The 20,697-nt window shown below is 54.1% G+C and carries 21 protein-coding genes and 3 pseudogenes; 19 read left to right on the forward strand and 5 right to left on the reverse strand.

Features of this window, described 5'->3' with window-relative positions; genetic code table 11:
* Window positions 1-69 precede the first annotated feature (69 nt).
* The 3 genes from NSS88_RS11110 to thrB are packed head-to-tail and all read left to right on the forward strand — an operon-like array spanning window position 70 to window position 3,340.
* Window positions 70-1,368 carry a homoserine dehydrogenase gene (locus NSS88_RS11110; RefSeq protein ID WP_055358901.1) on the forward strand — a complete coding sequence of 433 codons (1,299 nt, stop codon included), beginning with the start codon at window positions 70-72 and terminating at the stop codon, window positions 1,366-1,368.
* A complete protein-coding gene (gene thrC, locus NSS88_RS11115; RefSeq protein WP_033010398.1) occupies window positions 1,368-2,429 on the forward strand; it encodes a threonine synthase in 1,062 nt (353 codons plus the stop codon). The genes NSS88_RS11110 and thrC overlap by 1 nt, the downstream gene beginning before the upstream one ends.
* On the forward strand, window positions 2,426-3,340 hold the full coding sequence (gene thrB, locus NSS88_RS11120; protein WP_055358902.1) for a homoserine kinase: 915 nt from the start codon (window positions 2,426-2,428) through the stop codon (window positions 3,338-3,340). The genes thrC and thrB overlap by 4 nt, the downstream gene beginning before the upstream one ends.
* 101 nt (window positions 3,341-3,441) lie before the next feature.
* Here thrB and NSS88_RS11125 read toward each other — a convergent pair whose 3' ends face one another.
* Window positions 3,442-3,684 carry a NifU family protein gene (locus NSS88_RS11125; RefSeq protein WP_225995604.1) on the reverse strand — a complete coding sequence of 81 codons (243 nt, stop codon included), beginning with the start codon at window positions 3,682-3,684 and terminating at the stop codon, window positions 3,442-3,444.
* A gap of 84 nt (window positions 3,685-3,768) precedes the next feature.
* On the opposite strand from NSS88_RS11125, the gene NSS88_RS11130 reads away from it, so the two are divergent.
* Window positions 3,769-4,098: a DUF1462 family protein gene (locus tag NSS88_RS11130; RefSeq protein ID WP_033010402.1), complete on the forward strand. Its 330-nt coding sequence runs from the start codon at window positions 3,769-3,771 to the stop codon at window positions 4,096-4,098.
* Window positions 4,099-4,197: 99 nt separating this feature from the next.
* Here the strand turns inward: NSS88_RS11130 and NSS88_RS11135 are convergent.
* Window positions 4,198-4,449, reverse strand: a pseudogene (locus tag NSS88_RS11135) (NAD(P)/FAD-dependent oxidoreductase); the annotation flags it as partial.
* Between the two features lie 435 nt (window positions 4,450-4,884).
* Here NSS88_RS11135 and NSS88_RS11140 point away from each other — a divergent pair.
* From NSS88_RS11140 to NSS88_RS11155, 4 genes are all read left to right on the forward strand, one after another.
* Window positions 4,885-5,124, forward strand: a complete 240-nt coding sequence (locus NSS88_RS11140) for a YuzB family protein (protein ID WP_033016359.1) — start codon at window positions 4,885-4,887, stop codon at window positions 5,122-5,124.
* A 131-nt stretch (window positions 5,125-5,255) separates the two neighbouring features.
* Window positions 5,256-6,128 carry a diaminopimelate epimerase gene (gene dapF, locus NSS88_RS11145; RefSeq protein WP_080985697.1) on the forward strand — a complete coding sequence of 291 codons (873 nt, stop codon included), beginning with the start codon at window positions 5,256-5,258 and terminating at the stop codon, window positions 6,126-6,128.
* Between the two features lie 97 nt (window positions 6,129-6,225).
* Window positions 6,226-6,591: a HesB/IscA family protein gene (locus NSS88_RS11150; protein ID WP_033010406.1), complete on the forward strand. Its 366-nt coding sequence runs from the start codon at window positions 6,226-6,228 to the stop codon at window positions 6,589-6,591.
* 133 nt (window positions 6,592-6,724) lie between these two features.
* Window positions 6,725-7,021, forward strand: coding sequence for a LapA family protein (locus NSS88_RS11155; protein WP_033010407.1), 297 nt, complete (start codon window positions 6,725-6,727; stop codon window positions 7,019-7,021).
* Window positions 7,022-7,195: 174 nt separating this feature from the next.
* Here the strand turns inward: NSS88_RS11155 and NSS88_RS11160 are convergent, their stop codons facing one another.
* The gene (locus tag NSS88_RS11160) at window positions 7,196-8,194 is read right to left on the reverse strand and encodes an NAD(P)/FAD-dependent oxidoreductase (protein ID WP_183084032.1); all 999 of its coding nucleotides are present in this window, start codon (window positions 8,192-8,194) and stop codon (window positions 7,196-7,198) included.
* A gap of 278 nt (window positions 8,195-8,472) precedes the next feature.
* On the opposite strand from NSS88_RS11160, the gene NSS88_RS11165 reads away from it, so the two are divergent.
* From NSS88_RS11165 to NSS88_RS11185, 5 genes and pseudogenes are all read left to right on the forward strand, one after another.
* On the forward strand, window positions 8,473-9,696 hold the full coding sequence (locus NSS88_RS11165; RefSeq protein ID WP_049626249.1) for an NAD(P)/FAD-dependent oxidoreductase: 1,224 nt from the start codon (window positions 8,473-8,475) through the stop codon (window positions 9,694-9,696).
* Window positions 9,697-9,851: 155 nt separating this feature from the next.
* Window positions 9,852-10,350: pseudogene (locus NSS88_RS11170) on the forward strand (NUDIX domain-containing protein).
* A 126-nt stretch (window positions 10,351-10,476) separates the two neighbouring features.
* On the forward strand, window positions 10,477-10,614 hold the full coding sequence (locus tag NSS88_RS11175; RefSeq protein ID WP_160315650.1) for a YuiA family protein: 138 nt from the start codon (window positions 10,477-10,479) through the stop codon (window positions 10,612-10,614).
* Between the two features lie 55 nt (window positions 10,615-10,669).
* On the forward strand, window positions 10,670-10,993 hold the full coding sequence (locus NSS88_RS11180; protein WP_033016313.1) for a YuiB family protein: 324 nt from the start codon (window positions 10,670-10,672) through the stop codon (window positions 10,991-10,993).
* Window positions 10,994-11,268: 275 nt separating this feature from the next.
* Window positions 11,269-11,907: a 3D domain-containing protein gene (locus NSS88_RS11185; RefSeq protein ID WP_033016309.1), complete on the forward strand. Its 639-nt coding sequence runs from the start codon at window positions 11,269-11,271 to the stop codon at window positions 11,905-11,907.
* Between the two features lie 17 nt (window positions 11,908-11,924).
* Here NSS88_RS11185 and NSS88_RS11190 read toward each other — a convergent pair.
* Window positions 11,925-12,736, reverse strand: a pseudogene (locus tag NSS88_RS11190) (cobalamin-binding protein).
* A 177-nt stretch (window positions 12,737-12,913) separates the two neighbouring features.
* On the opposite strand from NSS88_RS11190, the gene NSS88_RS11195 reads away from it, so the two are divergent.
* From NSS88_RS11195 to NSS88_RS11205, 3 genes are all read left to right on the forward strand, one after another.
* Complete coding sequence (locus NSS88_RS11195) at window positions 12,914-14,407, forward strand: leucyl aminopeptidase (protein ID WP_341084535.1); 1,494 nt, start codon at window positions 12,914-12,916, stop codon at window positions 14,405-14,407.
* A 270-nt stretch (window positions 14,408-14,677) separates the two neighbouring features.
* Window positions 14,678-15,298 carry a DUF47 domain-containing protein gene (locus NSS88_RS11200; protein ID WP_033016305.1) on the forward strand — a complete coding sequence of 207 codons (621 nt, stop codon included), beginning with the start codon at window positions 14,678-14,680 and terminating at the stop codon, window positions 15,296-15,298.
* 17 nt (window positions 15,299-15,315) lie between these two features.
* A complete protein-coding gene (locus NSS88_RS11205; protein ID WP_341084540.1) occupies window positions 15,316-16,314 on the forward strand; it encodes an inorganic phosphate transporter in 999 nt (332 codons plus the stop codon).
* A gap of 59 nt (window positions 16,315-16,373) precedes the next feature.
* Here the strand turns inward: NSS88_RS11205 and NSS88_RS11210 are convergent, their stop codons facing one another.
* The gene (locus NSS88_RS11210; protein WP_341084543.1) at window positions 16,374-16,979 is read right to left on the reverse strand and encodes a biotin transporter BioY; all 606 of its coding nucleotides are present in this window, start codon (window positions 16,977-16,979) and stop codon (window positions 16,374-16,376) included.
* A gap of 269 nt (window positions 16,980-17,248) precedes the next feature.
* On the opposite strand from NSS88_RS11210, the gene NSS88_RS11215 reads away from it, so the two are divergent.
* From NSS88_RS11215 to NSS88_RS11225, 3 genes are all read left to right on the forward strand, one after another.
* Window positions 17,249-18,529 carry an IS110 family transposase gene (locus NSS88_RS11215; RefSeq protein WP_055358439.1) on the forward strand — a complete coding sequence of 427 codons (1,281 nt, stop codon included), beginning with the start codon at window positions 17,249-17,251 and terminating at the stop codon, window positions 18,527-18,529.
* 397 nt (window positions 18,530-18,926) lie between these two features.
* Window positions 18,927-19,085: a hypothetical protein gene (locus NSS88_RS11220; protein WP_164832351.1), complete on the forward strand. Its 159-nt coding sequence runs from the start codon at window positions 18,927-18,929 to the stop codon at window positions 19,083-19,085.
* Window positions 19,086-19,447: 362 nt separating this feature from the next.
* Complete coding sequence (locus NSS88_RS11225; RefSeq protein WP_341084229.1) at window positions 19,448-20,695, forward strand: RNA-guided endonuclease InsQ/TnpB family protein; 1,248 nt, start codon at window positions 19,448-19,450, stop codon at window positions 20,693-20,695.
* The last annotated feature ends 2 nt before the right edge of the window (window positions 20,696-20,697 follow it).

Raw genomic sequence — 20,697 nt, forward strand, 5'->3', positions numbered from 1 at the left:
ATCGTCTTTTATAATGTCTACTATAAAAATACAAATGTATACTGTACGTAAACAGAAGGAGCGGGAATCATGGAAAAACCAATTTTGGTCGGATTGTTAGGACTAGGAACGGTCGGGAGCGGCGTGGTGAAAATTATCGAAAACCACCAGGAAAAATTGATGCACCAAGTCGGCTGTCCGGTGAAGGTGAAAAAAATCCTCGTCCGGGACGTACATAAGCCGCGCGATGTCGCCGTCGACCCCGCATTGTTGACGACAAGCGCCGCCGACGTGATCGACGATCCGGACATCAATGTCATCATCGAGGTGATGGGCGGCGTCGAGGAGACGAAAGAGTGGCTGTTGCGGGCGCTCCGCCAAGGGAAGCACGTGGTGACCGCGAACAAAGATTTAATGGCTGTCTACGGTTCAGAGCTGCTTCGGGTGGCGGCGGAGCACCGTTGCGATTTGTTTTATGAAGCGAGCGTCGCCGGCGGCATTCCGATTTTGCGCAGCCTGGTCGACGGCTTGGCGTCCGACCGGATCACCAAGCTCATGGGCATCGTGAACGGAACGACGAACTACATTTTGACGAAAATGTCGCAAAACGGCGCTTCGTATGAAGCCGTGCTGGCGGAAGCGCAGGCGCTCGGGTTCGCCGAGGCCGATCCGACGTCAGACGTGGAAGGGCTCGATGCGGCGCGAAAAATGGCGATTTTGGCCCGCCTCGGCTTTTCGATGGACATCGACTTGGACGATGTGCAAGTGAAGGGAATCACCGAAGTGACCGAGGAAGACTTGAACTACGGGAAGCGGCTTGGCTACACGATGAAATTGATCGGCATCGCCCAGCGCGACGGGCAGAAGGTCGAAGTGAGCGTCCAGCCGACGTTTTTGCCGGATTCGCACCCGCTTGCGTCGGTGCATAACGAATACAACGCCGTCTATGTGTATGGCGAAGCGGTCGGGGAGACGATGTTTTACGGGCCGGGGGCGGGCAGCCTGCCGACGGCGACAGCCGTTGTCTCCGATCTGATCGCGGTGATGAAAAACATGCGCCTTGGCGTCAACGGCCATTCCGCGGTCGCCCCGCAATATGAAAAGCAATTGAAAGCGCCAGCGGAAATTTTCTCAAAATACTTTTTGCGCATTCATGTGAAAGACCAAGTCGGTGCATTTGCGAAAATTACGACGCTGTTTTCGCAGCGCGGGGTGAGCTTTGAGAAAATTTTGCAGCTGCCGCTGAAAGAAAACGGTCTGGCAGAAATCGTGATCGTGACGCATGACGCCTCGCAGCAAGACTACGAAGACATTTTGCAGCAGCTGGGCGATTTGGAAATCGTCGAGCGCGTCCAAAGTTCGTATCGGGTGGAAGGGGAGAAACGGTAATGGCATGGAACGGCCTGCTTGACGCCTATGGCGAGTTTTTGCCGCTTACGGCGGCGACGCCGAGGCTGTCACTTTGCGAAGGGAACACGCCGCTCATTCCGCTGCCGCGTCTGTCGGAAGAGCTTGGGATCACCTTGTATGTCAAGGTTGAAGGGGCGAACCCGACCGGTTCGTTTAAAGACCGCGGCATGGTGATGGCGGTGGCGAAAGCGAAAGAGGAAGGAAGCCATACGATCATTTGCGCGTCAACTGGCAACACGTCGGCGTCGGCGGCCGCCTATGCGGCGCGCGCCGGCATGCGTTGCCTCGTCGTTGTGCCGAACGGGAAAATCGCGCTTGGCAAACTGGCGCAAGCGGCGATGTACGGCGCGGAGATTTTCGCGATTGACGGCAACTTTGACGAGGCGCTGAAAATGGTGCGCCGCCTGAGCGAAACGGCGCCGATTACGCTTGTCAACTCGGTCAATCCGCACCGGATCGAAGGGCAGAAAACGGCGGCGTTCGAAGTGTGCGACCAGCTTGGCCGCGCCCCGGACGTGCTCGCCATTCCGGTCGGCAACGCCGGCAACATCACTGCCTATTGGAAAGGGTTTAAGGAGTACCATGCGGCCAAAGGGACCGGGTTGCCGCAAATGCGCGGCTTTGAAGCGGAAGGAGCGGCAGCGATCGTCCGCAACCGGGTGATTGAACAGCCGGAAACGGTGGCGACGGCGATCCGCATCGGCAATCCGGCGAGCTGGGAAAAAGCGGTCGAGGCCGCCAACGAATCGCGCGGAAAAATCGATGAGGTGAGCGATGCCGAAATTTTGGCCGCCTACAAGCGGCTCGCCCGGACGGAAGGCATTTTTGCCGAGCCGGCATCATGCGCGGCCATCGCCGGGGTCATCAAACAGCGCGAACGGAACGAAATCGAACGCGGCAGCCTCGTCGTAGCGGTTTTGACCGGCAACGGCTTGAAAGACCCGGCCATCGCCTTGGAGACGGCGGCGATTGAGCCGGTCGTGCTGCCGAATGATGAACGAGCTGTCTTGGAGCGTTTGCAAGGGGTTGTCCGCACATGAAAGAAGACGAGATGTTGAAAATCATCGTGCCGGGCAGCACGGCGAACTTAGGGCCCGGCTTTGACTCGATCGGGCTCGCCGTCAACCGTTACTTGACGCTTGATGTTCGCTTGGCGGAAGCGTGGTCGTTTGCGCCCAAAACACCGGAAGTCAGCGGCATTCCGCGCGGGACGGACAATTTGGTGTACGAGGTGGCGGACAAGGTGGCGGACGCGCACGGCCGGCGGCTGCCGAGCTGCGCGGTCGATGTGTACAGCGACATTCCGTTTACGCGCGGGCTAGGCAGCAGCGCAGCGGCGGTCGTCGCCGGCGTGGAGCTCGCCGATGCGCTGCTCGAGCTAGGCCTGTCGCGCGAACAAAAGATGGAATGGGCGGCCCGCTATGAAGGGCATCCCGACAATGTCGGCGCCTCGCTGTACGGGGGGCTGGTCATCGGTTGCTGCCGCGAAGCGGGGGTGGATGTCGTCCGTGTGCCGGAATTTGATGTGGAGATCGTCGCCATTATCCCCGGTTATGAACTGGAAACGAAAAAAGCGCGCGGGCAGCTGCCGACCCAATGGCCGCGGGCGCGCGCCGTCGAGGCAAGCGCCGTCAGCAACGTCCTTGTCGCCGCCTTGCTCACGAAAAACTGGAAGCTCGCCGGCCGGATGATGGCGGCCGATTTGTTCCACCAGCCGTACCGGAAACCGCTCGTTCCGGAGCTGGCGCGGGCCGAGACGCTTGCCGAGGAATACGGAGCGATCGGCGCGGCGCTGAGCGGGGCGGGGCCGACAGTGCTCGTCTTTGCCGAACCGGGTCAAGGAGAGAGGCTGGCGCACCAGCTGCGCCCGCATTTTCCGACGTGCGACATCGCGCGTCTTTCCGTCGAGCCGCGCGGCAGCCGCGTCTACAAGCTGGCGCTTGAAGCTTGACCGCCAGCGGCAGTCCGGTTTTCGGGGTCGTCCGGAAGCGGACGGTGTCCGCCCGCCGGCGACAAAAAAATCCGAACAGCGGTCGCTGTTCGGATTTTTCATTAAAACACTTGTTCCACTTCAACGACGCCCGGCACTTCTTCAAACAAGGCGCGTTCGATCCCCGCTTTCAGCGTGATCGTCGAGCTCGGGCAGCTGCCGCATGCGCCAAGGAGACGGAGTTTGACAACGCCGTCTTCGACATCGACAAGTTCGCAGTCGCCGCCGTCGCGAAGCAGGAACGGACGGAGTTTATCTAAAACTTCTTGTACTTGTTCTTTGATTTCTTGATCCGTCATTTTCATCGACTCCTTTCCCTATTTTTTATTATAATCATGGTAGCGGAAAAAATCTAATGATAAATTTTGTTTTCGCAAAGGATGACAACGATGACATTCAAGCCGGTTGAAATTTGTGTGTACGGGGCCGACATCATTTGTCCGTCGTGCGTGCAGCTGCCGTCGTCGAAGGAAACGTATGAGTGGCTCGAGGCCGCGCTGCGCCGCAAATATCCCGACCAGCCGTTTGTGATGACGTACGTCGACATTTTCGCGCCGCCCGCTGACGATGAGGCAAAGCGGAAACTGGCGCAGACGATCGTTGAGGAAGATTGGGTGTACCCGGTCGTGGTCGTGGAAGGGGAAGTCGTGGCCGAAGGCAATCCGCGGCTGAAGTCGATTTATGCGGAAATGGAGAAATACGGCTACCGCTCATCGTAAGCGGCAGGTGAACGCCATCTAAAGAGAAGGCGGGGAGTCCTCCGCCGCTTTTGTTGGCGTGAATGAACAGGAAGCCAAAGCGGCCGCCTGCTCAGCAGGTTAATACCCATGATGGTACTTGTACATCCATAAAATGCCCGACTTTAACAGGCGCGGCACGCGTCCGGTGAGCGGGCGGTCCGCGACGAGGCCGAAGCCGTGTTTTTTGCCGAGTGAGCCGAGAATGCCTTTCAGCTTGATCGGCGGGAATTCGCTCGGCGGCTCTTCGCCGTTCCACCGTTTTTGCAGCACTTGGACGATTTGCTCCGCCTGCGCTTCGGCGAGCTGGGCGCTTGGCAAATGCGGCAGGCTTGTGTCCAGTTTCGTAAGCCGCCAATGCCATAAACATAAAAAACATCCATGAGTAAGCTTTTACTCGCCACCCAAACATAAAAATAACCGCTCATGGATTCATTATTTTCACGGAAAAGTATAGCGAATTGTGACAAAAGAACAACAATTTTTCTGGACGGCCGCCTTGGAGGCGCATAAGCTGACAAACCGCATCGTTTGGCGCTGAGAGCGCTCAACCGAAGCGGCATGGCGGCTTCCCTGTCGACGGTCGGCGTCGTGCGTTCAGCGTCATGCCGTCGCTTGCGCCTTTTCTCAACTTGAGAAACCTTGCGCCAGCGCTTTTGATTTTCTCAAACTGGAGGGACGCTCTTTTTCCGCGCCCTTCTCGTGAGCATGTCCGTTGACGCCGCGCCGCAAAACGGCTACGATGGGAAGCAGGAAGGTGAACAGGCGATGATTTTGCCGGTCATAGAATTTTGCATCAGCAACTTGGCGAGCGGGTCGTACAAAGCGATGGAAATGCTTGAAAAAGACCCGAATTTGGACATCATCGAATACAGCTGCTTAAGCTATTGCACGCGTTGTGCGGAAACGTTGTTTGCGCTCGTCAACGGCGAATTTGTCAGCGGTGAGACGCCGGAGCAGCTGGTGGAAAATATTTATAAACATTTGGAAGAAAATCCGATGTTTTGACTGAAAAAAGGAGGATGCCTGCAAGCGGCATCCTCTTCAATGTATATGAAAAAACGGGGGATATTCCCATTTTGTCCACACAAAGGATTCAATATACGCAAAAGGTGAAAAATTTTTCGGGAGGGCATATCGTGCGATCGTTTTCGTTTACGAAAATGCATGGGTTAGGAAATAGTTATATTTACGTCGATTTGTTTCGGGAAACGTTGCCGGAAGACGAGTTGCCGGCGATCGCCCGCCGCGTGTCGGATGTCAACACCGGCATCGGTTCGGATGGCTTGATCCTCATTTGCCCGTCCGATGAGGCGCCGGTGAAAATGCGCATCTTTAACAGCGACGGCTCGGAAGGGAAAAACTGCGGGAACGGCTTGCGCTGCGTGGCAAAATATGCGTATGAGCACGGCCTCGTCCGCGGCCGCTCGTTTTTGATTGAAACGCTCTCCGGGCTTGTCGAGGCGGAAGTCGCTGTCCAAAACGGCAAGGTAGCGAGCGTGACCGTCGATATGGGCGAACCGCGCCTCGCGCGGAGCGCTATTCCGATGGCCGGGCCGGAAGCGGCGCAGGTGGTCGCCGAGCCGTTTGTGGTAAACGGGCGCGAATATACAATTACCGCCGTTTCGATGGGAAACCCGCACGTCATTTTTTATGTCGAGGACATTGACGAAGCGCCGGTGACGACGCTCGGCCCGCTTGTCGAGAAAGATCCGCGCTTTCCGGAAGGGGTGAACGTCGAGTTTGTCGAAGTCGTCAATGAACGCGAGCTTCATTTCCGCGTCTGGGAGCGCGGCTCCGGCGTGACGCAGGCGTGTGGAACCGGAGCGTGCGCGGCCGTCGTCGCTTCGGTGTTGAACGGCAAAACGGCGCGCGGAGTGGAAACGGTCGTCCATTTGGCCGGCGGCGATTTGCGCATCGTCTGGGGGCATGACGGGCGTGTACGCATGACCGGGCCGGCGGAGACGGTGTGCACTGGCGTGTATTTTTACGAAAGCGGGCAGAACGGTTGAGCACCCGGATGGGAAAGCGGTATACTATAAGCAAAGAGAAAAAAGAGGCAAAACGAGACCGGTTGGAAAGACGAGAACATGGAAAGGAGAGAGTCCAATGGCGGAAGCGATCGTGACGCTGACCGAAGCGGCGGCGTTTCAAATTAAGGACATGATGAAGGAGCAGGAAGAAGAGCACGCCTACCTGCGCGTCGGCGTCCATGGCGGCGGCTGCAGCGGGCTGTCGTACGGCATGGGCTTTGAGCACGAGCGGCGCGATGATGATATTGAATTCGAACAGCACGGGATTAAAATTTTGGTCGACCGCGACAGTGCCCCGATTTTGCGCGGCACGGTCATCGACTACAAGCAGTCTTTGCTTGGTGGCGGGTTTACGATCAACAACCCGAACGCCATCGCAACATGCGGCTGCGGCTCGTCGTTCCGCACCGCAACGAACGCCGGCACGCCGGAGCAATGTTAGCCGAATGGCATGAAATGCGCTGTTCAACGTATCAATCGTCCCCGGCGCACCGGGGCAATGCCGAGTGAACGGCTGAAGCCGCCCGTCGCCGGAGGCCGTTTCCAGACGGCCGTCAAAGGAAGGGGGAGCGCCGATGAAAGGGCAGTTGAATTTGTTGCTGGCGCTCGTGTTGGCGCTTGTCATCGCTCTTATGGCAGTGGCCAATGTCGAGCAAGTGACGATCCATTATTTGGCCGGTGAAACCCGCCTGCCGCTCATTGTCGTCATTTTCGGATCGGCGATTGTTGGCGGTCTCGTTGTCGGCATGCTTGGTTGGGTGCGCTTGTTCAGCTTGCAGCGGCGGTTGAAGGCGGCGGAAAAGAAAAATGAGGAACTGGCAGCGCTTTTGGAGCAAACAGAGCGGCTGGATACGGCGGCCGCGAAAGAATAGCGCAATGAAAAACGAGCCCTGCTGCGACCGGGCGGCGGTTTCCGCCCGATTTGGCAGGGCGCGTTTTTTTTTGCGTCAAACATTCTGGTTCCGTCGGGCTGTTGTTTTGGCAAGTACTGTTTTTCGTTCGTGTTATAGGCGAATCCGTTTCGGCGGTCGCCGCTTTTTTGCCGCTTAAAAGAGCGACGTGGAGTGCGCCGGCTGCATCCGCGCCGTCGGGTCGATGTACGTTTTCGCGCTGCTGATGGCGATCGGCGCTTCACCGAAGCCGCAGGCGATCAGCTTGATTTTGCCGTCGTATGTGCAAATGTCGCCGGCCGCATACACGCCGGGGATGTTCGTTTCCATGCGCGAGTTGACTTTGATCGCATTTTTTTCGATGTCAAGCCCCCAGTTTTTGATCGGGCCGAGCGACGAAATAAAGCCGTAGTTGACCACGACGGCGTCGACATCGATCGTTTCTTTCGCGCCTTCTTTCACATGCTCGAGGACGACCTGGCGGATGCCTTGGTCATCGCCGATGAGCTCGACCGGCACAAACGGCGTTTTCACGTGCACGCTTGACTTCATCAACTGTTCGACGCTATGTTCATGGGCGCGGAATTTGTCACGGCGATGCACAATCATGACGCTTTCGGCGATCGGTTCGAGCATGAGCGACCAGTCGACGGCCGAATCGCCGCCGCCGCAGACGAGCACGCGCTTTCCGGAAAACTGCCCCAAGTCGTTGATGAAGTAATGTAAGTTTTTTCCTTCATAGCGGGGAGCGCTTTCGATTTCGAGCCGACGCGGCTGAAAGGCGCCGTTTCCGGCGGTGATGATGATCGTTTTCGAATAATGGATTTGTTGATTGGTGACGAGTTTAAACGTTCCGTCCCCCTGCTTTTCGAGCGTGTCGACCGACTCGTTCAGGCAGACGGTCGGCGAAAATAGGTCCATCTGCTCTTTCAGCTGGTTGACAAGCTCTTGGGCGCGCACTTTCGGAAACCCGGCGACATCGTATATGTATTTTTCCGGATACAACGCAGCCAGCTGCCCTCCAAGCTGCGGAAGGCTTTCGATAATTTTCACTTTCATTTGCCGCAAGCCGCCGTAAAACGCGGCAAACATCCCGGTCGGCCCGCCGCCGATGATCGTGACGTCATAAAGATTCCGATCCTCTTTCACCGACATTCCTCCCCGCATATAAATAATGGCCTTACAAGTTTATCTTACCATAAATGCGCGCCGTTATAACGGAGAATTTTTGCCGGGCCGGCGGAAAAAAAGGGCTTGAAAAGAGGCAAAAAAAGAACTAATATGGTTGTGGATAGATTGTTAATTTTTTGTGACAATCTGTCGACATTTTTTTGAAGGTTAACGTGAATACTTTCACAAACTTCGCTCAATAAAAATGGGGGCCGAAGCAAAAGCTATCAGAAACGTGTGGAAAAAAATTAAAAAGGGTGGAAGTGATTCAAGTGAGAAAACCAAACGTTGTCATTTTAGGGGCTGGCTATGGCGGGCTCATGACGACCGTCCGCCTGCAAAAACTTGTCGGGGTGAACGAGGCGAACATTACGCTTGTCAACAAACATGACTACCATTATGAAACGACATGGCTCCATGAAGCGTCGGCCGGCACGTTGCACCATGACCGCGTCCGCTATCCGATCCGCGACGTCATTGATCGCAGCAAGGTGAAATTCGTCCAAGATACGGTGACGAAAATCGTGCCGGGCGAAAAGAAAGTGCTGCTTGAAAATGGAGAGCTGACGTACGATTATCTCGTCATCGCCCTCGGATTCGAATCGGAGACGTTCGGCATCAAAGGGCTGAAAGAGTACGCGTTCTCGATCGCCAACATCAACGCGGCGCGGCAAATCCGCGAGCATATCGAGTACCAGTTTGCGACGTACAACACGGAAGAGGAAAAGAAAGACGAGCGGCTGACGATCGTGGTCGGCGGGGCCGGGTTCACCGGCATCGAGTTTTTGGGCGAGCTCGTCAACCGCATTCCGGAGCTGTGCCGCGAATATGACGTCGATCCGCACAAAGTGCGCATCATTTGCGTCGAAGCGGCGCCGACCGCGCTGCCGGGCTTCGATCCGGAGCTTGTCGAATACGCGGTGAGCCAGCTCGAGCGCAAAGGAGTGGAGTTTAAAATCGGCACCGCCATTAAAGAGTGCACGCCGGATGGCATCATTGTCGCGAAAGGTGATGATGTCGAGGAAATTAAAGCCGGCACGGTCATTTGGGCGGCCGGCGTGCGCGGCAGCCGCGTCATCGAGGAATCTGGGTTTGAAGCGGCGCGGGCGCGCATTAAAGTGGACCCGTACTTGCGTGTCCCGGGGCATGAAGACATTTTCGTCGTCGGCGACTGTTCGCTCGTCATTGATGAAGAAACGAACCGCCCGTATCCGCCGACGGCACAAATCGCCATGCAAGAAGGCCAGCTGTGCGCGAAAAACTTGGCGGTGCTCATCCGTGGACAAGGGGAGCTGGAGCCGTTTAAGCCGGATATTAAAGGGACGGTTTGCTCGCTCGGCCATGACGATGCGATCGGCGTTGTGTTCGGCAAAAAGTTGTGGGGAACGAAAGCGAGCTTCATGAAAAAAGTCGTCGACAACCGCGCTTTGTATTTGATCGGCGGTGCATCGCTCGTCATGAAAAAAGGGAAATTCAAGTTTTTCTGATGAAGGCCAAAAGAGGGCGCTCCCATCGCCAGGGGCGCCTTTTCTCATGGATGTTTCCGTTCGGGCCGGCTCTTTTTTATATGGCGGCTGACAGGGAACGGCTGCTTTCTTGTCGAAATACAAACAGGAACAACGATGGGAAAAGGATGAGGATGATGGACCACAAACGCGGAAACGTATGGATTGCCTCGGCCGGGCTTGTGATCAACGAAGCGGGCGAATGGCTTGTCGTCAAGAAAGCCTACAGCGGGCTGAAAGGCAAATGGTCGTTGCCGGCTGGATTCGTCAAGCCGGGGGAGATGCTTGACGAGGCGGCCGTCCGCGAAGTGAAAGAGGAGACGGGAATCGACGCCGAGCCGGTCGTGTTTCTCGGTTTGCGCACCGGGGTCATCGACGGAGAGATCAGCGACAATTTGGCGATGTTTCTTCTCCGCCCATTGTCGGCCGCCATTACCGTGCAGGCGGGCGAATTGTCGGCCGCTGCTTTTTTAAGCAAGGCGGCGTTCCGCGACGGCCCGAACACGTCCGGGCTGCTTCGCTATTTATTGGCGCTTGAGCCGCTCGTCTCCCTTCCCCCGCATAACGGGCTGAACCCGGGTGATCCGGTTTGGGTACACGAAGTACCGCCTTTACTTAAAATCGTCAAAATCATAAGAATAATGGAGAAAATGAAAGCGAGGCGCCGATGTATTCGATTACATGAACGAAAACAGAGAAGAATCGCTATTTTTTACAGAAAATTTTGATATATTAACAAAAAAGAAGTGGAGGGGAAGAAGAATGGCACAAACGGCGACGACGACCGATTGCGTGTACTGCGGTGGCCACGGATACGTCCAGCTTTTGCTCGGCGGATCGGAAACGTGCTGCGGCTGCCAAGGGACGGGAAGCGAGACGGAAGACGACGATGAGCATTGACTTGTCATCCGCCCATCCAGTACACTGAAAAAGGGTGTAAGGTAGGGAAGGGCGGATGCAAATGAGTTTGCCGGTTGTACTCATTTCGATGCTTTTATTTTTCGTCTTATTTTTCGGCATCGGATTTTTGTTAAATATGTTGTTGCGCATGACATGGATCATGGCTGTTTGCTTTCCGGTCATTGCGGTGTTCATTATTGACGATGTGCCATGGAAGCAGTATTGGACCGATCCGGCCGCCTCGTTTTCGGCGCTCGGCCGGAAAATCGCCTCGCTGGAAACGGCTGATTTGTTGATTTTGGCGAGCGGCTTTGCCGGCGCCCTTTGCGCCGGATGGGCGATCCGCACGCTGCGGGCGAAAGGCTATCAAATGTTCTAAGACATTTCGGATCGATCATGCTGCCCGATCGGTTGTATTTTTCGCAAAAGGGTATCAAAGGTGTTCAGGCGTCTCCGCGCAAGCGGGGGCGTTTTTTATTTTTGCGCGCCACCGTGTCTGCGGCGGCGTTTTTTCATGTTGCGGCGATGCCGGAGGGCGCCGCGGAACAGGCGCTTGGAGTCCGGTGTCATGCGTTTTTTCGATTGGCCCGCCGTTGCAATGAATATTTCGATTTTGGTTGGAGATAAATAGAGGTGTGAGAGGAGTTGAGATCATTGGATAGGTTCAGGCAGTTTGCACGCCGGACCGCGATGACGGTGTTGTTTTTCCTAGCGCTCACCGCGACGTTCCAGTCTGTTTCCGGAGTCGAGGCGGAAACGGTTCTCCGCTCCTTGTCGAGCGCATTATTGGTCGAGCATGAGCCGAGTGGCGGGACAAACGGCCGCCCGAAAAGCGGCAGTCGCTCCGCCCCGCGGCTTGAGGATCATTTTGACTGGTCAAAATATCCTTCCGTTGAAGTGGTCGCCACCGGCTATACAGCCGGCATTGAATCGACCGGGAAAACGCCTGATCACCCTGAGTATGGCATCACGTACTCCGGCGTCCGCGTGAAGCGCGACCTTTATTCGACGATTGCTGCCGATTTATCGATCTTTCCGATCGGCACGATTTTGTTCATCCCCGGATACGGGTTCGGCGTCGTCGCCGACAAAGGCGGGGCGATCAAAGGCCATCATCTTGATTTATATTATGAAACGGTCGAAGATGTCTATAAATATTGGGGAAAAAGGAAAGTGCAAGTTTACATTATCCAAAAAGGGGACGGCAAGCTGTCGGAGGAAGAATTGACGCGGTTGAACGAGGATGAAACGATGCAAGTGTTCCGGCAGCAATATTTGGAATCGAAAAGTTAAAGGAGGGCTCCCGCCCGTCAGCCGCCAAGGAGCGGATCGCTGTCGTCAGCGGGAGGAAACAGCGCCGGATGCAAAAGCGGCGACAATTTTTTAATCCGACCAAGAGGCGCGGAGACGGACGGCAATAGAGCGCTTCTTCCAACACGTGGATGCGCCCGGCACGGACCGCCTCAGTCTTGTCGGCGTGCGGGCGCGCGATAACGGCGTTGGCGTTCATGTTTTTCGTCTGCACGCCGACCCAAACGAGCAGGACGTGCGACGGGTTGCGGGCGACGACGTCTTCCCATTCCGTCTGGACGCTCGCTTCTGGAAGGTCGGCGAACACGTTGTGCCCGCCGGCGAGTTCGCTTAGTTCGCTCAGCCAGTTTGCCCCGCCCGGCGTGAAAATCGGCCGCGGCCACCATTCCCAATAGAGGCGAGCCGGCTCCGCCACCGTTGCGGCCCGCTCGCGGTATTCGCTGAGAAATGCGCGGTAGCGGCGGACGAGGTCGGCCGCTTTTTTCGTTTCGCCAAGCGCCTCGCCGAGCTGAAGGAGATCGTTGGCGATGTCCTCAAGCGAATTCGACGCCAGCACGAGATGCGGGAGCCCGCGCCGTTTGAGTTCCTCGACGTTGCGCTCCATGCCGGGCACGCTTAAAGAGGCGACGACCAGGTCAGGCTTGAGCGCCTCGACGCGGTCCATATCAATGTGCAAATCCGGCCCGACGTTTGGCAGCTGCTTCACCTCGGGCGGCCAGTCGGACGAATCGTCGACGGCGGCGACATCGTCAAGGCGGCCGAGATAGGCGAGCAGTTCGGTGTTGCTTGGACATAAGGAAACGATTTTCAACGGCATCGGTCCTTTCTGCATCGGAGTATGGTTATCCATTCGCCCCATCCCGCCTTTTTCCCTCTTTCGCCCCCCTTGTTTTTAAATATGGGGAATTCATCCATTAGATGATCGAAATAATTGGCTTGTTTCGCTATAATGAAGACGGGAAGGCATAATCATAGAAAGGATGAGACGATGTTTACGGTAAAGCCATTGCCGTCTGTCGAAACGAACGAGGAAGCGTTGGTCATCGGCTTGTTTGAAGGGGGGCAGCCGTTTGCCGGCCTTGCCGACGAGTATGACGCCCGCCTTGGCGGACAGCTGTCCGGACTGTGGAAGGAAGGCGACATTTCCGCGAAACGGGGGAGCATCGCCGTGATTCACCCGCTTTTGCCGGCCGGGGCGAAACGACTCTATTTTGTCGGGCTCGGCAAAAAAGAGGAGCTGACGTTTGCGCGGCTGCGCGAGGTGTTCGGCAAGCTGTTTCGCGCGTTGAAGCAGGCGAAGCGGACGAAAGCGGCGGTCGCGCTTGACACGTTTACGGCCGGGGACGTCGACGAAAACGAAGCCGCGCATGCGCTTGCTGAAGCGTATTATTTGGCGACGTATGAGTTCCCGGGATACAAGCAAAACAGGCGAGAGCGGGACTATGAGATGAAATCGCTCACCGTTTATACGGGGGCGGACGCAGCGGACATCGAGGCGAGCTTGTTCGTCGGTTCGGTATACGGGAAGGCGACGAACTCGGCGCGCACGCTCGTCAACACGCCGGGGAATTTGCTGACGGCGTCCGATTTGGCGGATTATGCCGTAAAGCTCGCTGACCGATACGATTTTGACTATGAAATTTTGGAGAAAGAAGACATGGAGCGGCTCGGCATGGGAGCGCTGCTCGCGGTCAACCAAGGGTCGAAGCAGCCGCCGAAATTGATCGTGTTGAAATATCAAGGGAAAGAAAAATGGGAAGACGTGATCGCCCTCGTCGGCAAAGGGGTGACGTTCGACACAGGCGGCTACTGCCTGAAGCCGCGCGACAGCATGGTTGATATGAAAACGGATATGGCCGGCGCGGCGGCGGTGCTCGGGGCGATGGAAGCGATCGGCGAACTGCGGCCGGAACAAAACGTGCTCGCCGTCATCCCGGCGACTGACAATATGATCAGCGGCGAGGCGTTCAAACCGGATGATGTCATCACATCGCTGTCCGGAAAAACGATCGAAGTCCGCAACACGGACGCTGAAGGACGGCTCATTTTGGCCGATGCGGTGACTTATGCGAAAAAGCACGGCGCCAGCTATATCATCGATGTCGCTACGCTGACAGGCGGAGTGATCGTCGCCCTTGGCACGGACAAAACAGGGGCGATGACGAACAACGAGGCGCTGTTTGAGCAGCTGCTGGAAGCATCGATGGAAACCGGGGAGTTCATTTGGCGGCTGCCGATCACCGAACACGACCGCGAGCGGGTGCGAAGCAGCAAAATCGCCGATTTGAACAACTCTCCGGGGCGCGAAGGGCACGCCATTATGGGCGGGGCGTTTATTGGCGAGTTTGCCGAAGACACCCCGTGGGTGCATTTGGACATTGCCGGCGCGGCGACTGCAAAGAAAGATGGCGACCTCGGCCCGGCTGGGGCGACGGGTGTCATGGTGCGGACGCTCACCGCGTTTGTTGAACGGTTTGAATAAGCAAGACGCAAGCGGCGCTGCGATCGCCTAATTCAAGCAGGGCGGGCTGAGCCGGCGGCCGCGCGATGTCGAATGGGAAAGCCGAAGCAAATGTGCATAGCTTCGGCTTTTGTTTGGCACGCTACATAATACATGGGCAGGAAAAGCGAACAAAATGTAAAGGTAATGTAAATTTCGTGTAAAATTTTTGATTGTCTTATTGTAAATGCTGTGTAAATTGCTACAATAAGTAGCGGTGATTTTCGATTTCTGAGATGGAGGGTGGCCTCAATGATCTTTTCCCCAAAAAAGGACGTTTTCTTCGACATGTTGTTTAAGATTTCGGAAAATGTCAAGGAAGCAGCCCAATACTTTGTTGAGTATAAAATCCGAGGCGTGAGCGACTTGAAAGAATTCGCCCGCGTCATGAAAGAGTATGAACGGAAAGGCGATTCGTTCATCCATGAGCTTGTCGTCCAATTGAACAAAACGTTCATTACGCCGATTGAACGGGAGGACATCCATCAGCTGGCGATGAAAATGGATGATGTGCTTGACGGGCTTGAACAATGCTCCGCCCGGTTTGAAATGTTCTCATTCACGGACATTGACGAACATATGGTGAAGTTCTTCGACTATATTTACCAAAGCACGATCGAAATCGTTCATGCGCTCGAACTGCTGTCGCACAAAAAGTTGCTTGACATGCGCCAGCACGCCATTAAAATCAAGGATTACGAAACGAAATGCGACGAAATTTTGCGCGCTTCGATCAAAAACTTGTTTGTGACGCAAAAAGACCCGATTAAGCTCATCCAATACAAAGAGCTTTACGAAATGTTGGAAGAGATTGCTGACAGCTGTGAAGATGTCGCGAATACGCTCGAGACGATCATTATGCGCAACGCGTAAAAGGGGACGTTGTTTTTATGGATATGATTTTAGTCTTGACGATATTCATTGTGGTTTTCGCGTTGGCGTTTGACTTTATTAACGGGTTCCACGATACCGCGAACGCCATTGCGACGTCGGTGTCGACGAGAGCGCTCACGCCGCGCCAAGCCATTATTTTGGCTGCAACGATGAACTTTATCGGCGCGCTCACCTTCACCGGTGTCGCCAAAACGATTACGAAAGACATTGTCGATCCATTCACCCTTGAGAACGGTTCTCTCGTCATTTTGGCAGCGCTGGTTGCTGCCATTGCCTGGAACTTAATTACGTGGTATTATGGCATTCCGAGCAGCTCGTCGCATGCACTCATCGGTTCGGTCGCTGGGGCAGCCATTTCCGCCGCTGGCTGGGATGTAATCCACTACCAAGGTTTTCTTAAAATTTTGGAATCATTGATTATTTCTCCATTTTTGGCGATGGGTGTTGGGTTTGTCATTATGAGTTTGTTTCGTTTCTTATTTAAAGACGCCAATTTAACAAGAACAACCAAAGGGTTTCGTCTATTTCAAGTTGTAACGGCTGCATTGCAGGCGTATACGCATGGAACGAATGACGCCCAAAAAACGATGGGCATCATTACGATGGCGCTGATCGCTGCCGAAATGCACCACTCAGATGTCGTGCCGGAATGGGTGCGCATTTCTGCCGCCTTAGCCATGGGATTGGGGACGGCTGTCGGCGGATGGAAGATCATCAAAACGGTCGGTGGAAAAATTATGAAAATCCGCCCTGTCAATGGGGCGGCAGCGGACTTATCCTCGGCGCTCGTCATTTTTTCCGCCACGTTGTTGCATTTGCCAGTCAGTACGACGCACGTCATTTCCTCGGCCATCATGGGGGTCGGCGCCGCCCAACGGGTGAAAGGCGTCAAATGGGGCGTCGCCCGCCGCATTGTGCTGACATGGATCATCATCTTGCCGGTGTCAGCGTTGATTGCGGGGTTTGTGTACCAGATCCTTCGTTTATTCTTCTAATCCATGATCGAGGGTTTCCAAACAAAAAGCGCGCCTGTTGTCAAACAGGCGCGCTTCGTTTATGCCGCCGAACGGTCCGCGGCCGACGAGCGTCCGATCGCCCGGCAAATCCTCGGGGCGATCAAGCCGGCTGCGATCGATAGCAAAATGTCTTTTGGCAGCGGAACCAGCATCCAGCCCCATACCATTTGGTACGACAATCCTTTTGGCGCTTCGGCCCATAATTGATAAGCCATATACATCCAGTTTGTGCCGATGACATAGTTGACGACCATGCCGACCAAGGCGGCCGTGACGAAACGGGCTTTTGACGCCGGCTGCGGGCCGCGGTTGATGACCCATCCGGTCGCATAAGCGGCAACGATAAACGAAAGAATGAAGCCAAATGTCGGTTGGAAAATCATCGATAGTCCGCCGTTGAATTTGGCAAACACCGGCACGCCGGCGAGGCCGACGAGCATGTACACAATCATCGCCACCGCACCGAGCCGTCGCCCGAGCACCGCGCCGGCTAAGACGCAGAAAAACGTTTGCAGCGTGATTGGCACACCGCCGACGACAAGAAACGGCACCCATGACGTAATGTTCGCGCCAATCGCCATCAAGGCGACGAACATGGCGGCAAGCGTCATGTCAATCGGTCGAAGCGAAGTCCGTCGCTCCATATGTAAACCCCCTTTTTTTGTTCGTTAACAAAATCGTACCGAACAATCGCTAGGCTGTCAATTCTCTTTTTTCGGCGGATGATAAAGCGGCTTGGGGGGATGATAAAGAAAAAACGACTCCTCGAGCGCTTCATGTGGACAACGCGGCGAGGAGCGTGAAAGGAGCATTCCCGTTAGGAGCTTTTCCGGGGACTTGATCAAAAAAAGCCCTCTTGGTATGATGCAGGGGTGTCAAACAATACCTACCATCATGCCAAGGAGGACTTCAGATGAATTGTACACAAAACTATAAAATTGATCAAGTTACGGAACAAACGCTTGTCGTGGGCATCGATATCGCGAAACGAACCCACTACGCCTGCTTCGTGGATGACCGGGGGCGCGTGCTTCGCAAGTCGTTCCCGATCTTCCAGTCGAAAGAGGGGTTTCAGCAGCTGTATAAAGCGATTCAGGAGGCGATGCAAGCGTTTGGGAAGTCAGAGGTGATCGTCGCGGTGGAGCCGACCGGGCACTACTGGTTGAACCTGGCCTACTTCCTCGAGGAGCACGGGATCCCGTTGGTCATGGTCAACCCGGCGCATGTGTGCCGGTCGAAAGAACTTGATGACAACCTGCCGACGAAACACGACGCCAAAGACGCCCTGGTCATTGCCAGACTGGCAAAAGACGGACGATTCCTCGTTCCCCGGCTGCTGCACGAGATTGAAGCCGATTTGCGCGTGGGGAGCACGCTCAAAGAGAAGCTCCGCAAGGAACAGACGGCGGTGAAAAACGCGATCGTCCGCTGGACGGATCGGTATTTTCCAGAGTTTTGGACCGTGTTTCGTGACTTGGGGAAAACGGCGCTTTCGGTGTTGGAGTGGACGCCGCTTCCGGCTGATATGGCCGGCCGGACGGTGGAGGAGCTTCTTGAGGTGTACCGGCAAAGCGAAGGGATGAAATGCCCGCAGAAGGCCAAAATTCAGGCGTTGATCAACACCGCGAAGGACTCGATTGGGGTGACGGAAGGGACAGCGATGGCCCGGTTTGAGATCGCCGCGCTCGTCCGCCGATACCGCCAATTGGAGGCGGAGATCGCTGCACTGGACGCCGAGTTGAAGGCATTGGTTCAAACGACGATGGAGTACCAATGGTTGAAAACGGTCGACGGGTTGGGAGACGCCACGATCATCGATCTGCTGGCGGAGATCGGCAGCTTCGCCCATTATCGGGACCCGCGCCAATTGGTGAAGTTGGCGGGCCTGACGCTCAAGGAGAACTCCTCCGGCCAGCGCAAAGGGCAAAAGCACATCTCCAAACGGGGACGGAAACGGTTGCGCTCGGTGCTGTTTCGGGCGATGATTCCGCTGATTCGGCATAACGAGGCGTTTCGCGAGCTGCATGAGTATTATACGACCCGATCCGTCAATCCGCTGACCGGAAAGCAGTCCATCGTCGCCTTGTGCCGGAAGCTGTTGAATGTGCTGTTTGCGATTTGTACGAAGAAACAAGCGTTTGACGCGGAGCGAATGAAACAGGACGTCTTGTCCCAGGTGCAACGGGCGGCCTAAGGCCTCCCCCTGCGAACGGAAGAATCGTTGGACAACGAGATGACACCGGAGAAGCTGGCGTGATTTCATCCATTCGACCTTGAGTCCCTAAAGGAGCTTGGCCGGCCTCCGCCTGATGACGAGACCGAACGAGGGAATGTTGGCGCGAAGACGCCCGGAGACATGGGAGGGTTCGTCCTCATCAGCGACGCGGAGATCCAAAGGGTGCATCGAATATGCTTCCCCCCCGCGGCAGGAAAATATAACCAGCCGTGACCGCGAAGCGCACCCTAGGTCTGTAAGATATCCACAAAACTGAAAAAGGATGTAAGGGATTTTGTCGAAAAATATTTTTTGGACACCCCTGAGAGGCCGAAAAGCCTTGATAGATCAACATTTCTAGAGGGAGGTCTTGGCCATGGATTGGTTCGTGCCGGATGAGGAGCTGAAACGGGCGAGCAAAATCGGAGCGAACGAAGACATCATTCATACGAGCAAAAATGACGAGGGCTACGATTTGCGCACCCCGGCGGAAATCGGGGCTCGGCAGCCGACGGATGAAAACGGCAATGCGTAAAAGAAGGGGTGCGGATCGACAGGAAAGAAAAACGTCTTGGACCGATTCGCGCCTCGAAAAAGCCGGAGGATCGAGCGAAAAAAGATGGCCGCCTCCCCATCGAGTTCCCTTAGAGAGGTCTTGTCATTCTGATAAAATGCTGCCGGCTCGAATGTCGTGCTCGTTTTTCAGTGGGTTTTTCGGCATGAAAGGAATAGTAGGAAACGAATTGATTGATTTTTATCTTAATTAGGCGAGAAGACTCCCACTTCAACGAAGCGAAGCGGAGTAAGTGGGAGATGAATCGCCTTAACTATATTTTGCTGAAAATAGGATAGATTCAGTAAAATATAGTATAATATAGTTAGATGGGAGGTGAAAAAATGTATTTTTGTATCAAACAACAGCTAAATGGTTTGACCAAAGAAGAATACTTGACTCTTCGAGAACTGTGCCATATTGCCAAGAACATGTACAACGTCGGATTGTACAATGTCAGACAATACTATTTTGAACACAAGGAATTTCTTAATTATGAGAAAAATTATCATCTTGCAAAAACTAACGAAAACTATAAGCTGTTAAACAGCAACATGGCACAGCAAATTTTAAAAAAGGTCAATGAAGCCTTTACATCTTTCTTTGGTTTGATCAGTCTTGCCAAACAAGGAAAATATGACCACAAGGCTATCAGTATTCCAAAATATCTTAAAAAAGATGGCTTTCATTCACTGATCATTGGCCAGATTCGTATAGACGGCAACAAATTCACGATACCGTATTCTCGCCTATTTAAAAAGACTCACAAGCCTATCACGATAACGATTCCGCCTGTGTTACTGGACAAAAAGATTAAGCAGATTGAAATCATTCCTAAGCATCATGCCAGGTTCTTTGAGATTCAGTACAAATATGAAATGCCTGAAGATCAAAGAGAATTAAATGACCAAAAAGCACTGGCAATTGATTTAGGATTAAACAATGTTGCCACTTGTGTCACATCAGACGGCAGATCATTCATCATTGATGGGCGGAGATTAAAAAGTATAAATCAATGGTTTAACAAAGAAAATGCCAGACTTCAAAGCATAAAAGATAAGCAAAAAATCAAAGGCACCACTCGTAAACAGGCTTTGCTTGCTATGAATCGCAATAATAAAGTGAATGATTATATCAACAAGACTTGCCGTTACATCATTAACTACTGTATTGAAAATCAAATTGGCAAACTTGTCATTGGCTATGCGGAAACATGGCAACGCAATATGAATCTAGGAAAAAAGACAAATCAAAACTTTGTCAATATTCCTCTCGGTAACATAAAAGAAAAACTAGAATATCTTTGTGAATTTTACGGCATTGAATTCTTGAAACAGGAAGAATCATATACGTCTCAAGCCAGCTTTTTTGACGGCGATGAGATTCCTGAATATAATGCCGACAATCCAAAAGAATATAAGTTCAGCGGCAAACGTATTAAGCGCGGCTTGTATCGAACAAAGTCTGGCAAACTAATGAATGCTGATGTCAATGGCGCATTAAACATCTTAAAGAAAAGTAAAGCTGTAGACCTGAGTGTCTTATGCTCTAGCGGCGAAGTGGACACGCCTCAAAGAATAAGGATTGCTTGAAG

The sequence above is a fragment of the Geobacillus sp. FSL W8-1251 genome (genome assembly GCF_038005945.1).
GTDB classification, from domain to species: domain Bacteria; phylum Bacillota; class Bacilli; order Bacillales; family Anoxybacillaceae; genus Geobacillus; species Geobacillus stearothermophilus.

Bases quoted from the DNA above. Each gene is read 5' to 3' on its own strand.
- NSS88_RS11155 (WP_033010407.1), top strand. From the start codon at position 6,725: ATGAAAGGGCAGTTGAATTTGTTGCTGGCGCTCGTGTTGGCGCTTGTC.
- NSS88_RS11195 (WP_341084535.1), top strand. From the start codon at position 12,914: ATGTTTACGGTAAAGCCATTGCCGTCTGTCGAAACGAACGAGGAAGCG.
- NSS88_RS11200 (WP_033016305.1), top strand. From the start codon at position 14,678: ATGATCTTTTCCCCAAAAAAGGACGTTTTCTTCGACATGTTGTTTAAG.
- NSS88_RS11150 (WP_033010406.1), top strand. From the start codon at position 6,226: ATGGCGGAAGCGATCGTGACGCTGACCGAAGCGGCGGCGTTTCAAATT.
- NSS88_RS11215 (WP_055358439.1), top strand. From the start codon at position 17,249: ATGAATTGTACACAAAACTATAAAATTGATCAAGTTACGGAACAAACG.
- NSS88_RS11180 (WP_033016313.1), top strand. From the start codon at position 10,670: ATGCAAATGAGTTTGCCGGTTGTACTCATTTCGATGCTTTTATTTTTC.
- NSS88_RS11110 (WP_055358901.1), top strand. From the start codon at position 70: ATGGAAAAACCAATTTTGGTCGGATTGTTAGGACTAGGAACGGTCGGG.
- NSS88_RS11175 (WP_160315650.1), top strand. From the start codon at position 10,477: ATGGCACAAACGGCGACGACGACCGATTGCGTGTACTGCGGTGGCCAC.
- NSS88_RS11125 (WP_225995604.1), bottom strand. From the start codon at position 3,684: ATGAAAATGACGGATCAAGAAATCAAAGAACAAGTACAAGAAGTTTTA.
- NSS88_RS11205 (WP_341084540.1), top strand. From the start codon at position 15,316: ATGGATATGATTTTAGTCTTGACGATATTCATTGTGGTTTTCGCGTTG.
- NSS88_RS11220 (WP_164832351.1), top strand. From the start codon at position 18,927: ATGGATTGGTTCGTGCCGGATGAGGAGCTGAAACGGGCGAGCAAAATC.
- NSS88_RS11140 (WP_033016359.1), top strand. From the start codon at position 4,885: ATGATTTTGCCGGTCATAGAATTTTGCATCAGCAACTTGGCGAGCGGG.
- NSS88_RS11225 (WP_341084229.1), top strand. From the start codon at position 19,448: ATGTATTTTTGTATCAAACAACAGCTAAATGGTTTGACCAAAGAAGAA.
- NSS88_RS11160 (WP_183084032.1), bottom strand. From the start codon at position 8,194: ATGTCGGTGAAAGAGGATCGGAATCTTTATGACGTCACGATCATCGGC.
- thrC (WP_033010398.1), top strand. From the start codon at position 1,368: ATGGCATGGAACGGCCTGCTTGACGCCTATGGCGAGTTTTTGCCGCTT.
- NSS88_RS11130 (WP_033010402.1), top strand. From the start codon at position 3,769: ATGACATTCAAGCCGGTTGAAATTTGTGTGTACGGGGCCGACATCATT.
- NSS88_RS11210 (WP_341084543.1), bottom strand. From the start codon at position 16,979: ATGGAGCGACGGACTTCGCTTCGACCGATTGACATGACGCTTGCCGCC.
- thrB (WP_055358902.1), top strand. From the start codon at position 2,426: ATGAAAGAAGACGAGATGTTGAAAATCATCGTGCCGGGCAGCACGGCG.